The following is a 19,981-nucleotide window of genomic DNA, read 5'->3' as shown; positions in this document are numbered from 1 at the left end:
ACCTTATTCCATGACTTCGTTGCACTTCTTGCAGAAGCGCACTTTCTTTTCCTTGCCCTCCACCTCGATGCGGCGATAGCCGATGCGGGTGGGCTTGTGGCAGGCCGGGCACACCACCATGACATTGGAGATGGCGATGGGCATTTCCTTTTCCACGATGCCGCCGGGCTGCTGGGCATAGGGGTTGGCGCGCATGTGCCGCTTGACGAGGTTGACCTTTTCCACAAGGACCTTGCCATGCTTGCGCAAAATCTTGAGCACCTTGCGCGGCACGTCCTTGTCGGCGTCCTTGCCGGTGATCACCATCACATTGTCGCCCTTGCGGATGCGAAACATATTCATGGCGGTCTCCTAGAGCACTTCCGGCGCAAGGGAAATGATCTTCATGAAATTCTGGGCGCGCAGCTCGCGGGCCACGGGGCCGAAAATGCGCGTGCCCACGGGCTCGCCCTGGTTGGAGAGCAAAACGGCGGCATTGCCGTCGAACTTGATGTAGCTGCCATCCATGCGGCGCACTTCCTTGGCCGTGCGCACGATGACCGCCTTCATCACGTCGCCCTTCTTCACCTTGCTGTGGGGCATGGCCTCCTTGACGGAGACCATGATGATGTCGCCCACCGAGGCGTAACGGCGGTGCGACCCCCCCAGCACCTTGATGCAGGCGACCTTCTTGGCGCCCGAATTGTCGGCGACCTGGAGCGTGGATTCTACCTGGATCATGGCGTTGTCCTACACGGCTTTTTCGAGGATGTTGACGAGATGCCAGCGCTTGTTGCGCGACATGGGCCGATACTCGACGATCCGCACCTTGTCGCCCACGCCGCATTCGTTCATGGGGTCATGCGCCGTGAACTTCTTGCGGCGGCGCACATACTTCTTGAGCAGGGGATGCTTCACCAGGGTCTCGACGCGCACGACGATGGTCTTGTCGTTCTTGTCGCTCACCACGATGCCGGTCATGGTCCTGCCCTTGCGGTGTTCCAGAGCTTCCATGTTCAGGCCCTCTGTTCCTTTTCGTTCAAGATGGTGGCGATGCGCGCCACCTGACGGCGGCGGGCCTTGAGCTCGGAGGTCTTTTCAAGGGCCGCGGCGGCATGGCGGAAGCGCGTGCGCATGAGCTCCTCGCGCTCGTCGGCCAGCTTCTCGCGCAGTTCGGCAACATCCATGGCGCGCAGGGCGGCCACGTCGCGGACTTCCTTGTCGCCTTTCTTCTTGGCAGCCATTACATGCCCTCCCTTACCACGATGATGGTCTTGATGGGCAGCTTGTGCGCGGCGCGGGTGAGCGCCTCGCGGGCGAGGTCAAGGCTCACGCCCTTGATCTCGTAGAGCACGCGGCCGGGCTTCACCGGGGCGCACCAACCCACGGGCGCGCCCTTGCCCGAGCCCTGGCGGGTCTCGAGGGGCTTGGCCGTCACCGGGCGGTCGGGGAACACGCGGATCCAGACCTTGCCGCCGCGCTTGATGTGGCGCATCATGGCGATACGGGCGGCCTCGATCTGCTGGCTGGAAAGATGCCCGTGCTGGATGGCCTTGAGGCCGATATCGCCGAACGCGATGGAGGCGCCGCGCGTCGCCAGGCCGCGCAAGCGGCCTTTCTGCCACTTGCGGAATTTAACTTTCTTGGGCGCAAGCATTATTGTTCAACCTCTTTGTCAAGGATTTCACCCTTGTAGACCCACACCTTGACGCCGATGATGCCATAGGTGGTGTGCGCCTCGGCAAAGCCGAAGTCAATGTCGGCGCGCAGCGTCTGCAAGGGCACGCGGCCGTCGCGGTACCATTCGGTGCGGGCAATCTCGGCCCCGGCAAGGCGCCCGGAGCACGTGACCTTGATGCCCTCGGCGCCGAACTTGCGGGCCATGGAGACCGTGCGCTTCATGGCGCGGCGGAAGGCCACGCGGCGCTCCAGCTGCTGGGCGATGTTCTCGGCCACGAGCTGCGCGTCGATCTCGGGGCGGCGGATCTCGTTGACTTCCAGGGAGAACTCGCGGCCGAACTTCTGGCGAAGGTCAGTGCGCAGCTTCTCGATCTCCACGCCCTTGCGGCCGATGACGATGCCAGGCCTGGCCGTGGAAAGGATGAGGCGCACCTTGCCGCCCGCGCGCTCGATCTCGATCTTGGAGAGCCCCGCATGGTAGAGGAGCTTCTTCACGAAGGCGCGGATCTTGTGGTCCTCCTGGACGAAGGCCGGGTATTCCTTCTTGCTGAACCAGCGGGACTGCCAGTTCTTGTTGTACCCAAGCCGGAAGCCGAACGGATGTACTTTCTGGCCCATAGCCTATTCCTTGCCTTCTTGGAGTATGACGGTGATGTGGCTCGTGCGCTTGTGGATCTTGCTGGCGCGGCCCTGGGCGCGGGGCATGAAGCGCTTCCAGGTGGGGCCTTCGTTGACCAGCACTTCCTTCACCACCATGGCGTCCACATCCACGCCCCCGAGCTGGGAGGCATTGGCAAGGGCGCTCTTGACCACGCCGTAGATGATGCCCGCGGGCTTGTTGGGCGTGAAGCGCAGGAGGTTCATGGCCTCCTCCACCCCGAGGCCCTGGACGTTCCGCGCGACCAGGCGGGCCTTGCGCGGCGAGACGCGCTGGTATTTCGCAATGGCTCTCGATTCCATATCCCTACCCTACTTCTTGCCGGCCTTGGCTTTCTTGTCGGCGGCATGGCCGTGGAAGGTGCGCGTGGGCGAGAACTCGCCCAGCTTGTGGCCGACCATGTTTTCGGTGACGAAGACAGGCACGAACTTCTTGCCGTTGTGCACCGCGAAGGTCAGCCCCACCATTTCGGGCAGGATGGTCGAGCGGCGCGACCAGGTCTTGAGCACGCGGCGGTCGTTGTTGGCCACCGCGGTGTCGACCTTCTTGAGCAGGTGGCCGTCGACGAACGGCCCTTTCTTCAAAGATCTGGGCATGGTCTACTCCTACTTCTGGCCGCGGCGCTTGACGATGAGCCGCGAGGAGGGCTTCTTCTTGTCGCGGGTCTTGTAACCCTTGGCGGGCATGCCCCACGGGGACACGGGATGCCGGCCGCCGGAGCTCCTGCCCTCGCCGCCGCCGAGCGGATGGTCGATGGGGTTCATGGCCACGCCGCGCACCTGCGGGCGGCGCCCGAGCCAGCGGTTGCGCCCGGCCTTGCCCAGCGAAATGTTCTCGTGCGAGATATTGCCCACCTGGCCCACCGTGGCGATGCAGGAGGCGAGCACCCGGCGCACTTCGCCCGAGGGCAGGCGCAAAAGGGCGTACTTGCCTTCCTTGGCGACGAGCTGGGCATAGGTGCCGGCCGAGCGGCAGAGCTGGCCGCCGCGCCCGGGCGAGAGCTCGATATTGTGGAGCACCGTGCCCACGGGGATGCGGGCCATCTCAAGGGCGTTGCCCGGCTTGATGTCCGCCACCTGGCCCGTGCGGCTGTCCACGCCGCTCATGACCACATCGCCCTGCTTGAGGCCCACAGGCGCGAGGATATAGCGCTTCTCGCCGTCGGCGTAATGCAGAAGCGCGATGCGCGCCGTGCGGTTGGGGTCATACTCGATCTCGGCGACAGTGGCCGGAATGCCGATCTTGTTGCGCTTGAAGTCGATGATGCGGTAGAGGCGCTTCACGCCCCCACCCCGGCGGCGGCTGGTGACGCGGCCGTTGTTGTTGCGGCCGGCCTTCTTGGGCAGCCCCTCGGTGAGCGACTTCTCGGGCGTGGTCCTCGTGATTTCCTCAAAATCGGAAACCGTCTGGAAGCGGCGGCCCGCAGAGGTCGGTTTCAGCTTGCGGACAGCCATGGCTACACCCCCTCGAAGAACTCGATTTTATCGCCCTCGGCCAGCGTCACATACGCCTTCTTCCAGCCGGGCTTGCGGCCGATGACGCGGCCCTGGCGCTTCCTGTTGCGGGGCGCCCGGCGCACGATGTTGACCGCCGTGACATGCACGTCGAAGGCCTTTTCCACGGCCTTCTCGATCTCGATCTTGCTCGCCTGCGGATGGACGTAGAAGGCCACCTGGTTGGCCTCGTCCTTGAGCATGGTCGTTTTTTCCGTGAGCAGGGGCTTGAGGAGAACAGTGGTCAGGTCCATCTTACTCTCCCTTGGCAAAACGCGCCTCGACCGGCTCCACGGCCCCTTCCATGAGCACAAGCTGCTTGTGCCGCAGGATCTCCAGCACGCTCAGCTGGTCTGGCGTGGTGAAGTTGATGCCGGGAATGTTGCGCGAGGAGCGGATCAGGGTTTCATTGACTTCGGGGGCCACGATGAGCGCCTTCCCAAGCCCGAGGGTCTTGGCGACGCCCGCGAAGAGCTTGGTCTTGGGCTCGGCGATCTCGATGCCTTTCACCACCATCAGGCCCTTGTCGGCCAGGCGGCTCGAGAGCGCCATGCGCAGCGCGAGCTCGCGGACCTTGCGGTTGACCTTGAAGCTGTAGTCGCGGGGCGTGGGCCCGAACACGATGGCGCCGCCGCGCCACACGGGCGAGCGGTTGGAGCCGGCGCGGGCGCGGCCCGTGCCCTTCTGCTTCCAGGGCTTGACGCCGCCGCCGGAGACATAGGCGCGGGTCTTGGCCATGTGGGTGCCCGCGCGCTTCGCGGCGAGCTGCCCGCGCACCACGAAGTGGAGGATCTCCGGCCGGGGCTCGATCTCGAACACTTCAGGGGCCAGCGTCACTTCGCCGCACTCCTGCTTGTTCTGGTCATATACTTTCACGGTAGCCATGTCGCTCCCCTACTGCTTGCGGACCAGCACGAGGCCGTTCTTGGGGCCGGGCACGGAACCCTTGACGAGGATGACATTGTCCTCGGGGCGCACGCCGACCACCTGGAGGCCCAGCTCGGTCACGGTTTCATCGCCCCAGTGGCCGGCCATCTTGCGGCCCTTGAACACATGGCCGGGGAAGGTGTTGTTGCCGATGGAGCCGTTGTTGCGATGCACCTTTTCGCAGCCGTGCGTATCCTTGGAGCCGGCGAAGTTCCAGCGGCGCATGCGGCCCTGATAGCCCTTGCCGAGGCTCTTGCCCGTCACCTTGACCACATCGCCCGGGGCGAACATCTCGACGGTGAGCTCGTCGCCGAGCTTGTGCTCGGGCGCGCCCTGAAGGCGCAGCTCATGGGTCTTGCGGAACAGGCCGGCGTCGGCCTTGGCGAAATGGCCCTGCATGGGCTTGGTCACATGCTTGGCCTTGGACTTCTCAAAGGCGATCTGGAGGGCGTTGTAGCCGTCCTTCGCTTCAGACTTGACCTGGGTGACGGGGCACGGGCCGGCCTCGATGACCGTGACGGCGACGGCCGCGCCGTCCCCGGCGAAGATGCGGGTCATGCCCAGCTTGCGACCCAGGATTCCTAGTTTCTCAGCCATGGCTGCCTCTCGCTAGAGCTTGATTTCCACATCCACGCCAGCGGGCAAGGAGAGCTTGCCGAGCGCATCGACGGTCTGCTGTGTGGGTTCCAGAATATCCATGAGGCGCTTGTGGATGCGCATCTCGAACTGCTCGCGGGACTTCTTGTCCACATGCACCGACCGCTGGATGGTGTACTTGTGGATATTGGTGGGCAGGGGAATGGGCCCGGCCACGCCCGCGCCGGTATTGCGCGCCGTGTCCACGATTTCCGCAACGGCCTTGTCGAGGATGCGGTAATCGTAGGCCTTGAGCTTGATCCGGATGCGATCGCTGCTGACAGTCGTCATTATGCCTACTCCATTTGCAAAAAAACCGGGCGCCCGAAGGCGGAAACCCGGCGCGGCCGCATGTGCGGCCGGCAAGCCACGACACCCCTGACGAAGGGGGCGCTTCCTGCGAAAAACTCCGGGATGACCGGCTGCGTGGGAGAAAACGAACGCCGGGCGCACGTCACAGCCACGCGAAATTCGCGGGAAGCCCCTGACGCGGCCCGGTCATGCCACCGCGAGGCGGTGACTGGCGGGACCCGCAGGGTCGCCAAACGGGGGAGCTCCCCCTTTCCTTACAGCCCCGGTCGCGCGGCGCGCCTTGCGGCGCGAAACTCGCACTGGCTCCGTCACTGGGCTGGAACGGCTCGACATTATGCGGCATCTGGCAACGCCTGCGAATGTCAAAGCCCGGCGCGCGGCGTATTCCGCACCGCCCGGGCGCAGCAGGACAGGCTCGACCTGCCCTTCCCTGCCGTCCAGGGATCGTCTCACAATTGTGGGACGGGAGAGGTTGTAGCGGATACTCCCCCGGCCGTCAAGAAATTTCAAAAAATTTTCCCGCCGCCCCTCACTTTGCGGGCCCGCCTTCCGCCTCGGGCTCGCCCAGAAGCGCGCGGGCAAAGGCGTCGCCGTCAAAGGGCCTGAGGTCTTCCATCTTCTCGCCAAGCCCCACATAGGTGATGGGGAGCCCCTCGCGCAGGGCCACGGCGATGGCCACGCCGCCCTTGGCCGTGCCGTCCAGCTTGGTCAGGATGAGCTCGTCCGCGCCGGCGGCTTCCTTAAATAAATGCGCCTGCGAGAGCGCGTTCTGCCCGGTGGTGGCGTCCAGCACGAGGACGCAGCGGTGCGGCGCGCCCGGGTGCTTCTTGCCCAGCACCTGCCGGATCTTGCCAAGCTCCTCCATGAGGTTGACCTTGGTCTGGAGGCGCCCCGCCGTGTCCACGAAGAGCATGTCGAAGCCCTCCTTCACGGCGCGGTCCATGGCCTGCCAGGCCACCGAGGCCGGGTCCGCGCCCTGCGCGCCGGAGTGGAACTCGGCGCCCGCGCGCTTGGCCCAGGTCTCGAGCTGTTCCACGGCCGCCGCGCGGAAGGTGTCGGCCGCGGCGATGAGCACCTTCTTGCCCTGCATGCGCGCGCGGTGCGCCAGCTTGCCGATGGTGGTGGTCTTGCCCACGCCGTTGACGCCCACCATGAGCACCACTTCCGGCGCGTTCACCGCGGCGATGCGGCGCGGCTGGCGGAAAAGCTCCTCCAGCTCGGCGAGGAGCAACGGCCGCACCCCGGCCGTATCCGTGACCTTTTCTCGCCGGGCGCGCTCCCTGATGCGCGAGACCATTTCGAGCGAGGTCTCGAAGCCGAGGTCGGCGGTGATGAAGAGCTCCTCCAGCTCCTCCCAGAAGGCGTCATTGAGCTCGCCGTGGCTGGCGAAAAGGCCGTCCAGCCGGCGGACGAACTGCTCGCGCGTGCGCGCAAGCCCCTCGGTGAGCTTGACGAAGAGGCGGTTGCGCTCGTCCTCCTCGTCCTCGAGGTCGAGGGCGAGGGCGAGGCGGTACTGGAGCTCGGAGCGGAATTCCTCCACATGGCGGTATTCCATGCGCTCGAGCCAGGAGCGGAACTCGGAGATAAAAGTCTCGGCCTCGGCGGGCGGCGTCTCCAGCGCGCCCAGCAGGACGCCGAGCCTGCGCCAGAGCTCGTCCCCGGCGCTGTCCACGCCGTCGAGGATGACGGCGAGCCACGCCGAGAGCCGGGGCTCGGCCTCGCGCAGGCGGAGCACAAGGGCGTCGTCGCCGGCAGTGCCACTTGCCGCAGGCGTCGCTCCTTCCACAGGGGCGGATGCGTGCGAGGCGGCGTCCGCGGGCTGCGGGGCCGCGCCCTCGGCGGCAAGCGGGACTTCTGGAGTCTCAGCGGCCTTGTCCGAACCGGAAAAGAGGCGGCGTACCTTGGAGAAAAAACCCATTACTGGCCCCCTTGTCCCTTGCGGGCGCCCTCCAGCGCCGCCAGCACTTCTTCCAGAGCCCGCGCGCATTCCTCCACGGGCAGGGCGCGCGTTTCGCAGTCCGGGTCGTTGAGCGCCGCCTGCATCTGGCGGGCGGCCTCGGTGAGGCGCGCAGCGCCGAGGCAGGGCGCGGCCTGCTCCAGCATGCGGCCGAGATGGCAGAGGCCGGCGGTCTCGCCGTCCGCATAGAGGCGCTGCATGAGCTGGGGCGCGCGGGCGAAGGTCTGGCGGAACAGGCCGGCGGTCACGCGCCAGGTGTCAGGATTCTTGCGCTGGAAGCGCCGCCCCAAGTCGCGGTCCACGGGAGGCGCCACTGCGGCCGCAGCCTCCTCCCCGCCCTCTTCGGGAGCGCGGGGCGCGAGGCCGAGCACCACGGGTTCCGGGGGCGCCTTGGCGTCAGGGCCGTCCGCACCGCCCGGGGGGCTGCCGATGCGCCCGATGAGGCGCCTGAGGGCCGCGAGGTCGCCCCACAGCCAGAGCAGGAGCACAAGCGCCAGCGTCCAGATGCCGGCCGCGATGCCGAAGCGCCAGCGCTCCCGCGCGAGGAGCTGCGCCTCCTCCTCGCCCATGAGGCGCGGGGAGAGCCATACCTCCACCGAGCCCACGGTCTGGCCCTCCACCTTGAGGGGGTTCATGCCCTGGACGCAATCCTCGGAGAGTTCGTCGTCCCAGGGCACCGGCTCCCAGAGATAGTTGCGGCGCTGGCCCTCGAGCATGCCCTGTCGCGTCTCCACCTTGATGGCGTAGAGGCGTTCGTCCTCCATGGCGCCCATGACGATGGTGCGCGCGGTGATCTCGTCCAGGTCCCACGCGGGCAGCGCCAGCAGGGTGGCGAGCTGCGCGGCCATGCGGCCGGCCTCGGCGCTGAGGCGGTTTTCCGCGTCGCGGCGGCTGCTCTCCAGGTTCCACAGGCCGAGCACGAAGAGCAGCGCGATGCCCGCGCCCCAGACAAGGAGGGCGGCGCCGCGCCTGGCCGTGCGCGAGATGCGCGGCGCATGCGGTGAGGAGTTCCTGGGCGTGGGCATATGTGTTCCGGTGTGGCTCCGCTGGCCGGCAGGGCGCCCCGCGGGCTTTTCCGCGTGGCCCTGTGCCGGGCGCCCCTGACTATGCCTTAGCCGGGCGCGGCGCGCAAGCCTTTGCGCCGGCCGCTGCCACCGCGCCCAGTGTCAGGGCCGGTGCGGGTCCTGCTCGGCGCGCCACGCGGCCACCACGGCGCGCACGGCGGCGCCCTTCTCCGGCGGAAGGGGCTTGAACTCCTCGGCGAAAACATGGATGCGCGTGCCCCCGCGCGGCACGAAGAGCCCCTTCACCCGGCACCAGGCCGGGGCGAGCACGGCCACGAGGTCTTCAAGGACGGTGTTGGTGATGCTCTCCATGAAGGACTGATGGTTACGGAACGCGAACATGTAGAGCTTGAAGCTCTTGGACTCCACGCACAGGGCGTCCGGCACGTATTCCACGCTGATGGTGCCGAAGTCCGGCTGGCCGGTCACCGGGCAAAGCGAGGTGAACTCGGGAAAGGCGATGCTGACCACATAGGGCCGGTAGGGATAGCGGTTGGGGAAGGCCTCCAGCAGGGCGGCGCTGGGGCCACCGCTCACCGAGGGCAGTGAGCCGCCCCCGAGCAGGTGCAGCCCGCTCACGTCGTCACGGCGGGGCTTGGGCGTGTCGGTGGACAGTGATTCCGGGGCGGGCCGGTCATGGTGGGGCATGGATGTTCCTTTTTGGCTTTGTGATGCTTTCGCGTGGGTGGTCTTGCTGTGCGGCGTGGGTAACGCCGAAATTATCCGTCAAAAACAGCCTTGCTCCAGCCGTTGCGACGAAGGAAGCTACGGATGGAGACAGCAACTAGTTACCGCAACAGCCAGCCAACGATGCCACTGTCGCTATCCGTAAGGCTCGCAAGCTCGCCAACGGCTAGCGCTTAGGTTCCGGCAGCGTCAGAAAAAAATTTCCTCGGTCGAGTACTTAAGTACACTCCCTTCGGAAATTATTTTTCTTCCTTGCCGGAACCTAAAAATCTTATTTTTAGGATTCTTCCGGCACCATCGCTGCTGTCGATGCCCGTAAGGCTCGCTTTGCTCGCCAACGGGCACGGCGCTTCGCGCCGCCATCCGGTCGCAGCACCCGTCTTCCGCTTCGCTCCAGACGGAACGTGGAAGCAGCCCTTGCCGTAAAATACTCCAACCCGCTCTCCACCCCTGCCAGCTTGTAAGCAGTCGCCCGCCGCGTTATGATAGCCGTTCTACGCCATTCCGGTCGCCGCGTCCAATGCCGGGCGCGGGGCCGGCCTTTCCGCGGAGCGAGCCATGCGCATCAGTTTCGGCCATTTCGGCGACATCTGCCGGATGATCAAGATCGAGCATTCCATCTTCGCCCTGCCCTATGCCTGGGCCGGGGCCGTGCTGGCCGCGCGCGGCCTGCCGCCGTGGCGCGCCCTCCTGCTGCTCACAGTGGCCATGGTGGCCGTGCGCTCCTACGCCATGACCTTCAACCGCATCGCGGACGTTGCCATCGACGCCGAAAACCCGCGCACCAAGGGGCGCCCGCTCGTCACCGGCGCCATCAGCATGGGGCAGGCCCGGGCCTTCTGCGCCGTCATGGCCGCCATCTTCATCGCCGCCTGCGCCGCCATGAACTCCCTGTGCCTCTGGCTCTCCGTGCCGGCCCTGCTCTTCGCCGGGGCCTACAGCCTCTTGAAGCGCGTGTCGCCGCTCTGCCATTACTGGCTCGGCGCCACCCTGGGCCTCGCGCCGCTGGCCGGCTGGATCGCCGTGGACCCTTCAAGCATGAGCCTCGCGCCGGTGCTGCTCTTTTTCGCCGTGACCTTCTGGGTGGGCGCCTTTGACATCTATTACGCCTTCCAGGACCTCGACTGCGACCTCGCCCAGGGGCTCCACTCCATCCCCGCCCGCTTCGGGCCCAGGACGGCCCTGGCGCTGGCCGGCTTCTCGCATGTCATGACGGTCATCTTTCTCGCGCTCACGGGCCTCGCTGCCGGGCTCGGCTGGCCGTGGTACGCCATATGCGCCGGCATCGGGGCCCTGCTCGTGTGGGAGCACAGGCTGGTGCAGCCCGATGACCTCACGCACATCAACATGGCCTTTTTCACGCTCAACGGCATCATCTCGCCGGTGGTGCTCGTCGGCGTCATCCTCGGGCTCTGTTTCTGAACCGCAAAGGAGGCCCCATGCCGCGCAAGCGTTCCTCCCCCCAGCCGGACGGCGACCGCCCGGAAAAGCCCAGCCGCTCCGCCAACAAGCGGGGCAGCCACGCCCGCCAAGCCCTGGGCCTCGAGATCGCGCGCCTCACCGCCGCCGAGCGCGCGAATCTTCCGCTCACGCCCGAGCTCGCCGAGGCCATGGACCTGCTCGACCGCCTCACCGACCGTGAGGGCCGGCGCCGGCAGGAGCAGTATATCGGGCGCCTCATGCGCGATGTGGACGAGGAGCCGCTGCGCCGGGCCATGGCCGGCCGCCAGGCGCGGGACGCCGCCGAGGTGGCGCGCTTCCACGCGGCCGAAGACTGGCGGGCGCGCCTCCTGGACGCGCCGGCCGCCGGGGTGCCGGCGCTGCTGGAGGAATTCAGGCAAGGCGCGGCCCCGGCTTCCCCCGAGGCGGAGGCGGAACTTCTCCGCGCCGTGGAGGCCGCGAGAGCCGCCCGCGCCCGGGGCGACACCTCGCCGCGCGCCGCGCGCGTGCTCTTCCGCGCGCTCGCCGCCGCGCTGGCCGGAGGGGATTAGGCCCGCGCCAAGCCTCAGCCGAGGCGCACGCCCTCGGGTTGCGGGCCGTAGCGGTTGGGCCCCGGCGTGCCCGGCAGGCAGAGCAGCGCCATGCAGAAGAGATTGATGAGCGGCACGAAGAGCAGGAGCACGAACCAGCCCGAGCGGCCGGAATCGTGCAGCCGGCGCACGCTCACGGCCAGCATGGGCGGCAGGAAGATAAAGGGCACGTAACTCAGGACGAAATCGAGCAAATTGATGTCGCCGGCCGTGCGGATGAGGCCCAGAATGCCCAGGCTCCAGAGCGTGCAGAAGAGGAAATAGAAGGCGAAATAGACGAAGAATTCGCCGCGCGACGCGCGCCCGGCGCCCTTGGCGTACTTGCGGAAGATGCAGGTGGAAAGGACATCGCGCACAGTCATGGCTGGCCTCCTTGTAAATGCCCGCCGCCGGACTTTCTGCTTTCGTCCCGCGTGGGGCGCAGGACGGCGCCCGGCCGTACTCCTCTTACATTAAGAAGCCTTTGCGCGGCTGGCAAGGTGGCGGGACACGGTCCGCATAACGCTCCGCCGCCACCGGGCGCCCGTGCGGGCGGATGCCCCACCTCAGCCGCGCGGCCTGAAGTCCACGGGCACGCGCGCCCTCTGCCCCGCCTTGTTGCTGAAGAGCACGTACCCGTTTTCCAGCCCGAAAAGATAGAGGCGCCGCGTGAGCTCCACATCCTTGCGGCAATAGGCCGCGATGTCCTCGAGGCGTCCTTCCTTCCACCACTTGAGGGCCTGGAGGCCGTCCGCGCTCTTGGGCTCGCCCAGGGTGGCCTCGCCGAGATTGCCCAGCGAAACGCGGTAGCCCAGGCGCTCGTGGATGCGCAGGAGCAAGTCGAGGCTCGGCAGGGCGCGCAGGTCCGCGCCATGGGGGAGGGAGGCCGGCGCAAAGGGCGCCAGCACCGCATAGTCGAAGCGCACGCTGTTGAAGCCCACCACCAGCGCGGCGCCGGAAAGCCGCTCGAAGAGGCCCGCGAGCTCCTCCTGGCGGAAGGCGTGGTAGGCATCATCGCGGCTGTCATAGAGCACGGCCACGCTCACGCCCATCTTGCGCGCAAGGCCCCAGCCGCCCACCTCGGCGGCGGAGCGCCGCGTCTCCACGTCAACCACCACATAGTGTTCGGGCGGCGCAAGGCCCGTAGGCATGGACGCCGCCGGCGATCTTGGGGCGTGAGTGCCGGGCAGCTCCACCCGCAGGGCGTCGCCCCTTGCCGGCGCCTCCGGCTCCCGTGAGGGCAAAACGAACTCCGGCGCCAGCCTGTCCGGCGCCGGGGTCATGCGCAGCCTTTCCGCCAGCTTTTCCCCCTCGTCGCCGGGCGCCAGCAGTTCCTCCAGCAGGGCGAGCGCGCCCTCCTTGCTGATGGGGCGGTTGCCCGAACCGCACTTGGGGGAATGCACGCAGGAGGGGCAGCCGTCCAGGCAGGGGCAGGCGGCGATGGCGCGGCGCACGGCCGCAAGCAGGGCGCCCGCGTCGCCAAAGGCCTCGCGCGTGAGCCCGGCCCCTCCGGGCAGGCCGTCATAAATAAAGACGGCCGCGTGGCCCAGTTGCGGATGCAGCGGGATGGAGATGCCGCCGAAATCGTTGCGGTCGGCCATGACAAGCAGCGGCAAAAGCCCGATGGCCGCATGCTCCAGCGCGTGGATGGAGCCCATGAAGTGCAGGAAGCGCGCCTCCAGCGAGGTGCGCACAGGCTCGGGGATGACATACCAGAAGCCCTCGGTCTCGAAGACCTGCGGCGGCACGTCCAGCGGCACCACGGTGAGCAGGCGGTTGCCGTTGGCCGCGCGTTTTTCATAGCCGGTGATGCGCTCGGTGATCCTGAGGCGCCCGCGGCAGACGAGCGCGCGGCCGAAGGCGCGCCGGCCGGTCTCCTCCAGGATGTCCGTGCTCTTCTGGCCGCGCGAGCGCGTGAACCACGATGGCCGCGCCGGCTCCACGAGGATGCGCCCGCGGCCCGCGTCCAGCTCTTTCACCACATAGCTGCGGCCCCGGTGCAGGTAGACGGCGCCGGGATGCGTCTCGCGCCAGGCGCGGAAGCCGTCCACCGTGCCGATGACCGCGCCCCCGGTATCCTCGATGACCATGGCCTGCCCGGCGCCGCGCAGGTCCACATGGCGCTGCGGCCTCTTGCGCGCGGCGAGCCACTGGCCCCCGTCCGCGGACTGGAGCAGCAGCCCCTGGTCGCGCAAGGCCGCGAGCGCCCTGAGGCCGCCGGGCTGGTTGAGCCACGGGTCGGCGGCGGTGAGGGGGATCTCGGCCGCGGCGCACTCGAGGTGCCGCGCCACGATGACCTCGTTGTCGGGGTTGACCACGGCGCGCTCGGGCGGCCGGCTGAAAAAATCCTCGGGATTGCGCACGAAATACTGGTCGAGCGCGTCCTCCCCGGCCACGAGGATGACCGCCGATTCCTGCCGCGCCCGGCCCACGCGGCCGCCGCGCTGCAGGGTCTGCATGACCGTGCCCGGATAGCCCACGAGGATGCAGACATCGAGGCCGCCGATGTCGATGCCCAGTTCCAGCGCGCTCGTGCTGACCACGGCCAGCAGTTCGCCCGAGGCCATGCGCGCCTCGATGGCCCGGCGCTCCTCGGGCAGGAAGCCCGCGCGGTAGGAGGAGATGCGATCCTTGTACGCCCCGGCCTGCGAGCCGGCCCACAGGCTGACGAGCTCGGTCATGCGCCGCGAGCGGCAATAGACGATGGTGCGCAAATTGCGGGCGAGCGCCGCCTTGAGCAGGTCGATGGCGGCGGTGGAGGGGCTTTGCTCCGGGTCGAGAAAGACAAAGTGCCTGGGGCCGCGCGGCGCGCCGGACCGGGTGATGACCACCGGGGCCTCCCCCGGGCTCGCCGGGGCGCTGTCGTCCCCTTCCGCGGCTGCCGCCCCCATGAGCCCGGCCGCGAGCTCGCCCGGGTTGCCCACCGTGGCCGTGCAGAACACATAGGTCGGCCTCGCCCCGTAGCGCGCGGCCACGCGGTTGAGCCGCCGGAACACCTGCGCCATGTGGCTCCCGAAGACGCCCCGGTAGGTGTGGGCCTCGTCCACCACCACATGCGTGAGGCCGGCGAAGAAGACGGCCCATTGCTCGTGATGCGGCAGCATGGCGAGGTGCAGCATTTCCGGGTTGCTGATGAGCACCGTGGGCGGGTCGCGGCGGATCTTGCGGCGGAAGTGGTCGCTGGTGTCGCCGTCATAGAGGGCCGCTGTGGGGCGCGCGTCTTCAGGCCACGCGGCGGCGAGGCCGTTGAGCGCGGCGAGCTGGTCCTGCGCCAGCGCCTTGAGCGGGAAGAGATAGAGCGCCCGCGCGTCCGGGTCGAGCAGGTGGCGCTCCAGCACGGGGAGATTATAGATGAGGCTCTTGCCGCTGGCCGTGGGCGTGGCCACCACCACGGAATGCCCGGCGCGGATATGGTCGGTGGCGAGGGCCTGATGGGAATAGAGCCGGATGCCGCGCTCCCCGAGCAGGCGCGCCACGGCCGCGGGCCACGGGCGGCGATTCTCCGTGTAGTCCGCCTCGCAGGCGCCTTCGACGCGATGATACGTCACCTGCCGCCCGAGCCGGGGCGAGGCGAGCAGGGCCGCGATATATTCGCCCACGCGGCCCTGTAACGGCGGCGCGCCCCCCTCCTCAGGCATGGGCGCCTTCCTCCGGCCCCAAATGCCGGATGACGCGCGCCGGCGCGCCCGCGGCCAGCGTGCGCGGCGGGATGTCCCGCGTGACCACGCTGCCGGCGCCCACGATGGCCCCCTCGCCGATGGTCACGCCCTTGAGGACGATGCACCGCATGCCGAGCCACGCGTGGTCGCCGATGGTCACGGGCGCGTCGCGCTCCATGCCGGGCGTCGTGGCGCGCGCCTCCGGGGGCCACGGCGCGTGGAAATCCGAATCCACGATGACGCAATTGGGCGCCACGAGCACCCCGCGCCCCACGCGCACGGCCGTGGAACGCGCGGTGATGGAGGTGCCGCTCAATTCCGCGCCCTCGCCGATGTCGATGGAGGCCCCGGGCCCGAAAACGCGCAGCCGCACCGGCCAGGCGAGGCAGGCCGCCGTGGCCCGCCGCCAGGAGGAAATGAGGTGCACGCCGGCGCCGATGCGGATCTTGCCCCCGGGCCAGCGCAAAAGGCCCACCGGCCCGTGCGCCGTGACGCCGCGCCCGAGCGCCACACCCAAAAGGCGCGCCTTGAGCCGGAGGCGCAGGGTGCCGAAGCCCACGCCCAAAACGCGCATGGCCTCGAGGCTCGCCCATGAGGCCACATTGGCCGGCGTGAGGCCGCGCGCAAGCGCTTTGCGTAGCATATCCATAGCCGCAATCTAGCGTGAAGGCGCGCCAGGGTAAAGGGAGGCCTGGCGGAAAAAACGAAAGATGCCGCGCAAGGCGGCATCCTCCGAAAATCATCCCGGGCGAACGTCATTCCCGGGCACAAGGGGCGTCGGGCGCGCTATTGCGGCGCCGCATGGTGGGCCGCGGCTTCCAGCGCGGGTTTCGCCTGAATGAGTTCGTACATCTTGTCGCTGATGGCCTGCAAATCCGGCTTGGCGAACTGCGCGTCCGCGCCCACGCTCTCGCACTTGCGCGCGAGCGACGTGGAAATGAGCGACGAGAACATGGCCACGGGCAGTTCCTTCAAGACAGCGTCTTCCTTGATGTAGCGGCAGAGCGTGAGCCCGTCGAGGTTGGGCATTTCGATGTCGGTGATGATGCCCTGCACGAGCTCGGTGACGGGCACGCCCTTTTCCTCGGCCTCCTGCTTGAACTGCTGGAGCATCTTCCAGGCTTCCTCGCCGTCATTGGCCTGCGTCACCTCGAAGCGGCCCTCCTTCTTGAGGAGGTCATTGACGAGGTGGCGGATGCTCACGGAGTCGTCGGCGTGGAGGATGTGGTACTTGCGCTCGAGCGCGGAATCGTCGCGCTCGTCCATGCGCACGGAGAGCGCCGGGTTCATGGCGGCCACGATGGCTTCGGCGTCGAGCACGAAGACCACGCGCCCCTCGAGGCGCACCACGGCGGTGATGGAGCCGCCGCTGATCTCGAGCAAAAGCGGCGTGGGCGCCTCCACCTGTTTCCAGCTGATGCGGTGGATGCGCGTCACGCCGGAAACGAGAAAGGCCGTGTGCGTCTTGTTGAACTCGGTGATGATGATGCGCGGGTCGTCGCTGACCACGCCGCCCTTGTTGAGGAACTTGCTGATGTCGATGAGCGGCACGATGCGCCCGTCACGGAAGGGGAAGGCGCCGAGCACCGAGGGATGGGGCATCTGCGGCATGGCCGTGACCGGCTGGGAGCGCGAGATCTCCACCACCTTGGAGACATTGATACCGTAGTAGCCGCGATAGCCGTCCGCCTCGTCGATGTAGAACTCGACCAGCTCCAGCTCGTTGGTGCCGACTTCCAGCAGGATCTGCGTCTGCGACATGGGCCTGTCCTCGTTTTTTCTGAACCATACCTGTTCGGCGGGCGACCTGCAATGCCCCGGGCCCCGCTTTCGGCCGGCCGGGAAGGCACGGCGCATGCCTGCCCCGCCCGGTTCATAGGCTCCTATCGGTGCATGTGTCAAAAGGATTAGGCCCGCGCATGACAGAAGCGCGGCATGCGCGGTCAGTCCGCGCCGTTGCCCGCCGGCGCGGGCATGCGCCACTCGCCCGGCATGGGCGCTTCGATCCCGGCGCGGTCGCCGAGCCAGGGATTGAAATAGCCGTATCGAAGCCACGGGCAGAGCTTGCGCAGCCTTTTCATGAACGCGGCGAGGCCCATGGAGGCCGCGCCCTCGCCTGGCACTTCCGCGGGGGCGGCCGCGGACGAACCCGTCATCATCTCCCAGTACCATTCCGGGTCGATATTGAGGTTGCGCCACTCGATCATGCTCACGCCGTTCTCGCCCACGAAGCGCGCGAGCGCCGCGAGCTCGGCCTCCGTGTCGGTGATGCCGGGGAAATAGAGCAGGTTCAGCGCCACGAACACGCCGTGGCGCCGCGCCGTGCGGACGGACTCGGCCACATCCGCGAACGTGTAGTCCGTGGGGCGGTAATAGCGGTGATACAGCTCGGGCCGCGCGCTGTTGAGGCTGACGCGAAGGCTGGTGAGCCCGGCTTCAGCGAGGCGCGCCACGGCTTCCGGCCGTGAGGCGTTGGTGTTGCAGTTGACCGTGCCGTGGCCCGTCCATTGCGCGGGGTCGGCCGCGCCCCGGAAGAAGCGCACGCTTTCCACGAGAAGGTCGGGGTTCGTGAGCGGGTCCCCCTCGCAGCCCTGGCCGAAGGAATAGATGGGCGTGGCCTTCTCCCGGCTGGCGTGCACGGCCATGACCTCCGCGAGCTCTTCGGGCGTGGGCGTGAAGGCGAGGCGGCACTGGGGCGTCACGGCCACGGGGGAGTCCGCGCTGCGCGCGGAGATGCAGCCCACGCAGCGGGCATTGCAGGCGCGCGCGCTCGGGAGCGGCGCCTCAAAGCGCCCGAGGGCGAAATTGCGCGCCGCGGGGCAGGCGTAGCGGCGCACGCAATTGTCGATGATGTGCCGGATGAGCCGGTTTTTGGGATAGGCCCGCAAGAGCGCCTCGGCCCCCCGCTCGATGCGGCCCGGCCTGATATGGCGGAACTGCTGGCGCGGGTCGTCGTCCACCTTGCGGGCGCAGACCCAGAAGCGGCCTTTCGCGAAGCCAACGGCGCCATACGCGAAGAGCGGCAGCAGGGGCGCGCCCACCTCCGTCACAGAGGCCGGGTGGGCGGAAAGGGTGTGCGCGGGCGCGGCGAAAGCCGCCACCGCAAGGCCGTCCACGGCCTCCATGGCGCCGCTTTCAGGGTCAAGGCCCACGGCGCGGCGCCCGGGCAGCAGGAAGAGCTCGCTCTCCTCCGGGAGCGGCATGAGCTCGTCCGGGCGCGGGAGGCCCCACTGGCCGCCGCGGCGGCAGACCATGAGCAGCCCGGGCTCGTCCACCACATTGCCCTTGGCGTCGGCCATGACCAGGCGCGGGGAAAGCCCCATACTTCCTCCTTGCCCCGCACGGGCCAAGCGTATATAAGCGGAGCCACGTGCCGGCGCACGGCCCTTGCAAGCGAGGTTGCGTATGTTCTCCGCCCTGCTGTTCATCTTTTTCTGCTTTTTCGGCATCCTGGCGGCGCTGTTCTATCTGCACAAAAGGCAGGAACAGGCGTGGCAGCTTCTGCGCGACGAGCACGCCCAGTTGCGCGTCCTTACACGCGCGCTGGAGTCGCGGCTGGAATATCTCGCCACCGTGTGCCTCGACCCGGAGCAGGCGCGCAGAAGCGGGGACGACGCCACGCAAGGGGGCGAGCCCCGCAAGGCAGCCTCCTATGCGCCGCTTGACGACACGGCCGCCGGCCCCTCGGGCACCGACCCTCTGCTGCGCCTGAGCTTCGAGGAGCCGGAAACGCCCCGCGCCCCGGCGGCCGGCGAAAACGGGCACGACCCCGCGCTCGAGCTCCGCTTCGCGCCCGGCGAGGAAGAGCCCCGCCGCTGAGCCCGTCTCAGGCGCCGGCCTAAGCCCCGTCCCGGGCTCCGGCGCCTCCGCCGAAACGCCCCCGCGCCGCGTCCAGATAGGCCTGCTTGAGCCCCGGCTGCGGCACTTCGTTGGCCCAGAGCAAATAGGGCATGCACAGGCAGTCGCGGCGCACCGACTCCGCCCGCTCCCTGCGCGCGGCGACCAGTTCTTCCGCGCCCTGCATCCAGAGGTCGCAGAGCCTGTCGGTGAATTCCTGCGCCCTGTGGGGCGCGCGGTGCTTCGCGTTCACCTCGGCGAGGGCGGTCTCGCCGATGTAGCGCGCAAGCTCGGGCCGCTCCAGCAAAAAGCGGATGCGGTAGATCGCGTCGCCCGCATCGTCCGGCGCATAGCCCACGAGGTGCTCGCCGTCCACAAAGAGTTTTTCCATGCCGTGGCCGATGCGCGGCGTCACGAGGCAGCCGCCGCAGCCCATGGCCTCGAAAACGCGGAAGTTCAGGTCACCGTGCTCGCACTGGTTGAGGAGCACGCGCCCGCGCGGAAAGAGCGCGCGGTAATCGCCCCGGGTGACGTGCAGCCCGGGCAGGCCCTTGCCCACCTTGTCCAGAAAGGCGGCGCGGCGCGGCATGGTCTCCGGGTTCACATTGCCCACGAAGAGGCAGTCCCACTCCTTCGCAAGCTCGGGGCGGGGGCGGTCTTCCTCCCAGGCGAAGGGGGGCGACCACCACACGCGCTCGGCGGGAAGATACGGGCCGGCGAAGCGCTCGAGATGGCCGCCAAGCGAGACCAGGCAGGCGTCGAAAGCCTGGGCGTAATGCGGCTCCCACGAATGGATGTGCGAATCCACCGCATAAAAGACCGTGAGGCAGGGAAACTCCTCCACGCCGAGCACGAAAGGCGCCCGGCTCTTGTCCGCCACCACCACCACGTCGGGCGTGAAGCCCGCGAGCCTGACGAGGTCTTCCCAGCCGTAGACCCGCGGCTCCTCAAAATTGTGGAAGGCCACGTCCTGCCAGCCGCAGTCCCTGAGGGACGAGCAGAAGAAGGGGCTCCCGATCCAGAGAAGTCGTTGCATGAGTATCCCGCCGCGGTTGCCATCGTGGACAAGATTGCATACTATTT

Annotated in this window: 25 protein-coding genes; 3 read left to right on the top strand and 22 right to left on the bottom strand. The window is 68.0% G+C overall.

What is annotated here, in order from left to right:
* Window positions 1–3: 3 nt before the first annotated feature.
* The 16 genes from rplX to queF all read right to left on the bottom strand — a co-directional run bounded on the left by rplX (window position 4) and on the right by queF (window position 9,354).
* Window positions 4–342 (bottom strand): 50S ribosomal protein L24, encoded by a 339-nt coding sequence (rplX, locus tag G7Y54_RS00710; protein WP_165075592.1) that lies wholly within the window; start codon window positions 340–342, stop codon window positions 4–6.
* Window positions 343–351: 9 nt separating this feature from the next.
* Window positions 352–720, bottom strand: a complete 369-nt coding sequence (gene rplN, locus G7Y54_RS00705; RefSeq protein WP_008685833.1) for a 50S ribosomal protein L14 — start codon at window positions 718–720, stop codon at window positions 352–354.
* Window positions 721–729: 9 nt separating this feature from the next.
* On the bottom strand, window positions 730–993 hold the full coding sequence (gene rpsQ / locus G7Y54_RS00700; RefSeq protein ID WP_165075589.1) for a 30S ribosomal protein S17: 264 nt from the start codon (window positions 991–993) through the stop codon (window positions 730–732).
* Between the two features lie 2 nt (window positions 994–995).
* Complete coding sequence (gene rpmC, locus G7Y54_RS00695; protein WP_241159360.1) at window positions 996–1,166, bottom strand: 50S ribosomal protein L29; 171 nt, start codon at window positions 1,164–1,166, stop codon at window positions 996–998.
* A 56-nt stretch (window positions 1,167–1,222) separates the two neighbouring features.
* On the bottom strand, window positions 1,223–1,636 hold the full coding sequence (gene rplP, locus G7Y54_RS00690) for a 50S ribosomal protein L16 (protein ID WP_165075558.1): 414 nt from the start codon (window positions 1,634–1,636) through the stop codon (window positions 1,223–1,225).
* Window positions 1,636–2,277, bottom strand: coding sequence for a 30S ribosomal protein S3 (gene rpsC / locus G7Y54_RS00685; protein WP_165075536.1), 642 nt, complete (start codon window positions 2,275–2,277; stop codon window positions 1,636–1,638). The genes rplP and rpsC overlap by 1 nt, the downstream gene beginning before the upstream one ends.
* Before the next feature lie 3 nt (window positions 2,278–2,280).
* Window positions 2,281–2,619 carry a 50S ribosomal protein L22 gene (gene rplV / locus G7Y54_RS00680; protein WP_165075531.1) on the bottom strand — a complete coding sequence of 113 codons (339 nt, stop codon included), beginning with the start codon at window positions 2,617–2,619 and terminating at the stop codon, window positions 2,281–2,283.
* Window positions 2,620–2,628: 9 nt separating this feature from the next.
* A complete protein-coding gene (rpsS, locus tag G7Y54_RS00675) occupies window positions 2,629–2,913 on the bottom strand; it encodes a 30S ribosomal protein S19 (protein ID WP_165075528.1) in 285 nt (94 codons plus the stop codon).
* A gap of 9 nt (window positions 2,914–2,922) precedes the next feature.
* Window positions 2,923–3,771, bottom strand: coding sequence for a 50S ribosomal protein L2 (gene rplB, locus G7Y54_RS00670; protein ID WP_165075525.1), 849 nt, complete (start codon window positions 3,769–3,771; stop codon window positions 2,923–2,925).
* Window positions 3,772–3,773: 2 nt separating this feature from the next.
* The gene (gene rplW / locus G7Y54_RS00665; RefSeq protein ID WP_165075521.1) at window positions 3,774–4,064 is read right to left on the bottom strand and encodes a 50S ribosomal protein L23; all 291 of its coding nucleotides are present in this window, start codon (window positions 4,062–4,064) and stop codon (window positions 3,774–3,776) included.
* A gap of 1 nt (window position 4,065) precedes the next feature.
* Window positions 4,066–4,695, bottom strand: a complete 630-nt coding sequence (rplD, locus tag G7Y54_RS00660) for a 50S ribosomal protein L4 (protein WP_165075517.1) — start codon at window positions 4,693–4,695, stop codon at window positions 4,066–4,068.
* Between the two features lie 9 nt (window positions 4,696–4,704).
* Window positions 4,705–5,334 (bottom strand): 50S ribosomal protein L3, encoded by a 630-nt coding sequence (gene rplC, locus G7Y54_RS00655; RefSeq protein WP_165075514.1) that lies wholly within the window; start codon window positions 5,332–5,334, stop codon window positions 4,705–4,707.
* 12 nt (window positions 5,335–5,346) lie between these two features.
* Window positions 5,347–5,664 carry a 30S ribosomal protein S10 gene (gene rpsJ / locus G7Y54_RS00650; RefSeq protein WP_006008400.1) on the bottom strand — a complete coding sequence of 106 codons (318 nt, stop codon included), beginning with the start codon at window positions 5,662–5,664 and terminating at the stop codon, window positions 5,347–5,349.
* Window positions 5,665–6,214: 550 nt separating this feature from the next.
* On the bottom strand, window positions 6,215–7,603 hold the full coding sequence (gene ftsY, locus G7Y54_RS00645; RefSeq protein WP_165075510.1) for a signal recognition particle-docking protein FtsY: 1,389 nt from the start codon (window positions 7,601–7,603) through the stop codon (window positions 6,215–6,217).
* A complete protein-coding gene (locus tag G7Y54_RS00640; protein WP_165075507.1) occupies window positions 7,603–8,667 on the bottom strand; it encodes a hypothetical protein in 1,065 nt (354 codons plus the stop codon). The genes ftsY and G7Y54_RS00640 overlap by 1 nt, the downstream gene beginning before the upstream one ends.
* A 141-nt stretch (window positions 8,668–8,808) precedes the next feature.
* Window positions 8,809–9,354, bottom strand: a complete 546-nt coding sequence (queF, locus tag G7Y54_RS00635) for a preQ(1) synthase (protein ID WP_165075503.1) — start codon at window positions 9,352–9,354, stop codon at window positions 8,809–8,811.
* A gap of 597 nt (window positions 9,355–9,951) precedes the next feature.
* On the opposite strand from queF, the gene G7Y54_RS00630 reads away from it, so the two are divergent.
* Window positions 9,952–10,815, top strand: coding sequence for a 4-hydroxybenzoate octaprenyltransferase (locus tag G7Y54_RS00630; protein WP_165075500.1), 864 nt, complete (start codon window positions 9,952–9,954; stop codon window positions 10,813–10,815).
* A gap of 17 nt (window positions 10,816–10,832) precedes the next feature.
* Window positions 10,833–11,384, top strand: coding sequence for a ribosome biogenesis factor YjgA (yjgA, locus tag G7Y54_RS00625; protein WP_165075496.1), 552 nt, complete (start codon window positions 10,833–10,835; stop codon window positions 11,382–11,384).
* 14 nt (window positions 11,385–11,398) lie between these two features.
* Here the strand turns inward: yjgA and G7Y54_RS00620 are convergent, their stop codons facing one another.
* The 5 genes from G7Y54_RS00620 to G7Y54_RS00600 all read right to left on the bottom strand — a co-directional run bounded on the left by G7Y54_RS00620 (window position 11,399) and on the right by G7Y54_RS00600 (window position 18,384).
* Complete coding sequence (locus G7Y54_RS00620) at window positions 11,399–11,785, bottom strand: DUF805 domain-containing protein (RefSeq protein ID WP_165075493.1); 387 nt, start codon at window positions 11,783–11,785, stop codon at window positions 11,399–11,401.
* Between the two features lie 183 nt (window positions 11,786–11,968).
* Window positions 11,969–15,040, bottom strand: coding sequence for a DEAD/DEAH box helicase (locus tag G7Y54_RS00615; protein WP_165075489.1), 3,072 nt, complete (start codon window positions 15,038–15,040; stop codon window positions 11,969–11,971).
* Entirely contained in the window at window positions 15,033–15,710 is a 678-nt protein-coding gene (locus G7Y54_RS00610) for an acyltransferase (RefSeq protein WP_165075485.1), read from the bottom strand. Before G7Y54_RS00610 ends, G7Y54_RS00615 begins: the two co-directional genes overlap by 8 nt.
* A 137-nt stretch (window positions 15,711–15,847) precedes the next feature.
* Complete coding sequence (locus G7Y54_RS00605) at window positions 15,848–16,822, bottom strand: chemotaxis protein (protein WP_165075482.1); 975 nt, start codon at window positions 16,820–16,822, stop codon at window positions 15,848–15,850.
* 182 nt (window positions 16,823–17,004) lie between these two features.
* Entirely contained in the window at window positions 17,005–18,384 is a 1,380-nt protein-coding gene (locus tag G7Y54_RS00600; RefSeq protein ID WP_165075478.1) for a radical SAM protein, read from the bottom strand.
* 82 nt (window positions 18,385–18,466) lie between these two features.
* Here G7Y54_RS00600 and G7Y54_RS00595 point away from each other — a divergent pair, with 82 nt between their 5' ends.
* Entirely contained in the window at window positions 18,467–18,880 is a 414-nt protein-coding gene (locus G7Y54_RS00595; RefSeq protein ID WP_165075473.1) for a hypothetical protein, read from the top strand.
* Window positions 18,881–18,899: 19 nt separating this feature from the next.
* Here the strand turns inward: G7Y54_RS00595 and G7Y54_RS00590 are convergent, their stop codons facing one another.
* A complete protein-coding gene (locus G7Y54_RS00590) occupies window positions 18,900–19,934 on the bottom strand; it encodes a glycosyltransferase (protein WP_165075469.1) in 1,035 nt (344 codons plus the stop codon).
* Window positions 19,935–19,981 lie beyond the last annotated feature (47 nt).

Source organism: Desulfovibrio sp. ZJ746 (assembly GCF_011039155.1).
In the GTDB taxonomy this organism is placed as follows: Bacteria; Desulfobacterota; Desulfovibrionia; order Desulfovibrionales; family Desulfovibrionaceae; genus Desulfovibrio.
This window is presented reverse-complemented; position numbering and strand designations above follow the sequence as displayed.

What these genes read in the sequence shown, in the direction of transcription:
- G7Y54_RS00605 (WP_165075482.1), bottom strand. Translation starts at nt 16,822, where the DNA reads ATGTCGCAGACGCAGATCCTGCTGGAAGTCGGCACCAACGAGCTGGAG.
- G7Y54_RS00620 (WP_165075493.1), bottom strand. Translation starts at nt 11,785, where the DNA reads ATGACTGTGCGCGATGTCCTTTCCACCTGCATCTTCCGCAAGTACGCC.
- rpsC (WP_165075536.1), bottom strand. Translation starts at nt 2,277, where the DNA reads ATGGGCCAGAAAGTACATCCGTTCGGCTTCCGGCTTGGGTACAACAAG.
- rplP (WP_165075558.1), bottom strand. Translation starts at nt 1,636, where the DNA reads ATGCTTGCGCCCAAGAAAGTTAAATTCCGCAAGTGGCAGAAAGGCCGC.
- G7Y54_RS00595 (WP_165075473.1), top strand. Translation starts at nt 18,467, where the DNA reads ATGTTCTCCGCCCTGCTGTTCATCTTTTTCTGCTTTTTCGGCATCCTG.
- G7Y54_RS00610 (WP_165075485.1), bottom strand. Translation starts at nt 15,710, where the DNA reads ATGGATATGCTACGCAAAGCGCTTGCGCGCGGCCTCACGCCGGCCAAT.
- yjgA (WP_165075496.1), top strand. Translation starts at nt 10,833, where the DNA reads ATGCCGCGCAAGCGTTCCTCCCCCCAGCCGGACGGCGACCGCCCGGAA.
- G7Y54_RS00630 (WP_165075500.1), top strand. Translation starts at nt 9,952, where the DNA reads ATGCGCATCAGTTTCGGCCATTTCGGCGACATCTGCCGGATGATCAAG.
- rplX (WP_165075592.1), bottom strand. Translation starts at nt 342, where the DNA reads ATGAATATGTTTCGCATCCGCAAGGGCGACAATGTGATGGTGATCACC.
- ftsY (WP_165075510.1), bottom strand. Translation starts at nt 7,603, where the DNA reads ATGGGTTTTTTCTCCAAGGTACGCCGCCTCTTTTCCGGTTCGGACAAG.
- rplW (WP_165075521.1), bottom strand. Translation starts at nt 4,064, where the DNA reads ATGGACCTGACCACTGTTCTCCTCAAGCCCCTGCTCACGGAAAAAACG.
- G7Y54_RS00640 (WP_165075507.1), bottom strand. Translation starts at nt 8,667, where the DNA reads ATGCCCACGCCCAGGAACTCCTCACCGCATGCGCCGCGCATCTCGCGC.
- G7Y54_RS00590 (WP_165075469.1), bottom strand. Translation starts at nt 19,934, where the DNA reads ATGCAACGACTTCTCTGGATCGGGAGCCCCTTCTTCTGCTCGTCCCTC.
- G7Y54_RS00615 (WP_165075489.1), bottom strand. Translation starts at nt 15,040, where the DNA reads ATGCCTGAGGAGGGGGGCGCGCCGCCGTTACAGGGCCGCGTGGGCGAA.
- rpsJ (WP_006008400.1), bottom strand. Translation starts at nt 5,664, where the DNA reads ATGACGACTGTCAGCAGCGATCGCATCCGGATCAAGCTCAAGGCCTAC.
- queF (WP_165075503.1), bottom strand. Translation starts at nt 9,354, where the DNA reads ATGCCCCACCATGACCGGCCCGCCCCGGAATCACTGTCCACCGACACG.
- rplB (WP_165075525.1), bottom strand. Translation starts at nt 3,771, where the DNA reads ATGGCTGTCCGCAAGCTGAAACCGACCTCTGCGGGCCGCCGCTTCCAG.
- rpsQ (WP_165075589.1), bottom strand. Translation starts at nt 993, where the DNA reads ATGGAAGCTCTGGAACACCGCAAGGGCAGGACCATGACCGGCATCGTG.
- rplV (WP_165075531.1), bottom strand. Translation starts at nt 2,619, where the DNA reads ATGGAATCGAGAGCCATTGCGAAATACCAGCGCGTCTCGCCGCGCAAG.
- rplC (WP_165075514.1), bottom strand. Translation starts at nt 5,334, where the DNA reads ATGGCTGAGAAACTAGGAATCCTGGGTCGCAAGCTGGGCATGACCCGC.
- G7Y54_RS00600 (WP_165075478.1), bottom strand. Translation starts at nt 18,384, where the DNA reads ATGGGGCTTTCCCCGCGCCTGGTCATGGCCGACGCCAAGGGCAATGTG.
- rpsS (WP_165075528.1), bottom strand. Translation starts at nt 2,913, where the DNA reads ATGCCCAGATCTTTGAAGAAAGGGCCGTTCGTCGACGGCCACCTGCTC.
- rplD (WP_165075517.1), bottom strand. Translation starts at nt 4,695, where the DNA reads ATGGCTACCGTGAAAGTATATGACCAGAACAAGCAGGAGTGCGGCGAA.
- rpmC (WP_241159360.1), bottom strand. Translation starts at nt 1,166, where the DNA reads ATGGATGTTGCCGAACTGCGCGAGAAGCTGGCCGACGAGCGCGAGGAG.
- rplN (WP_008685833.1), bottom strand. Translation starts at nt 720, where the DNA reads ATGATCCAGGTAGAATCCACGCTCCAGGTCGCCGACAATTCGGGCGCC.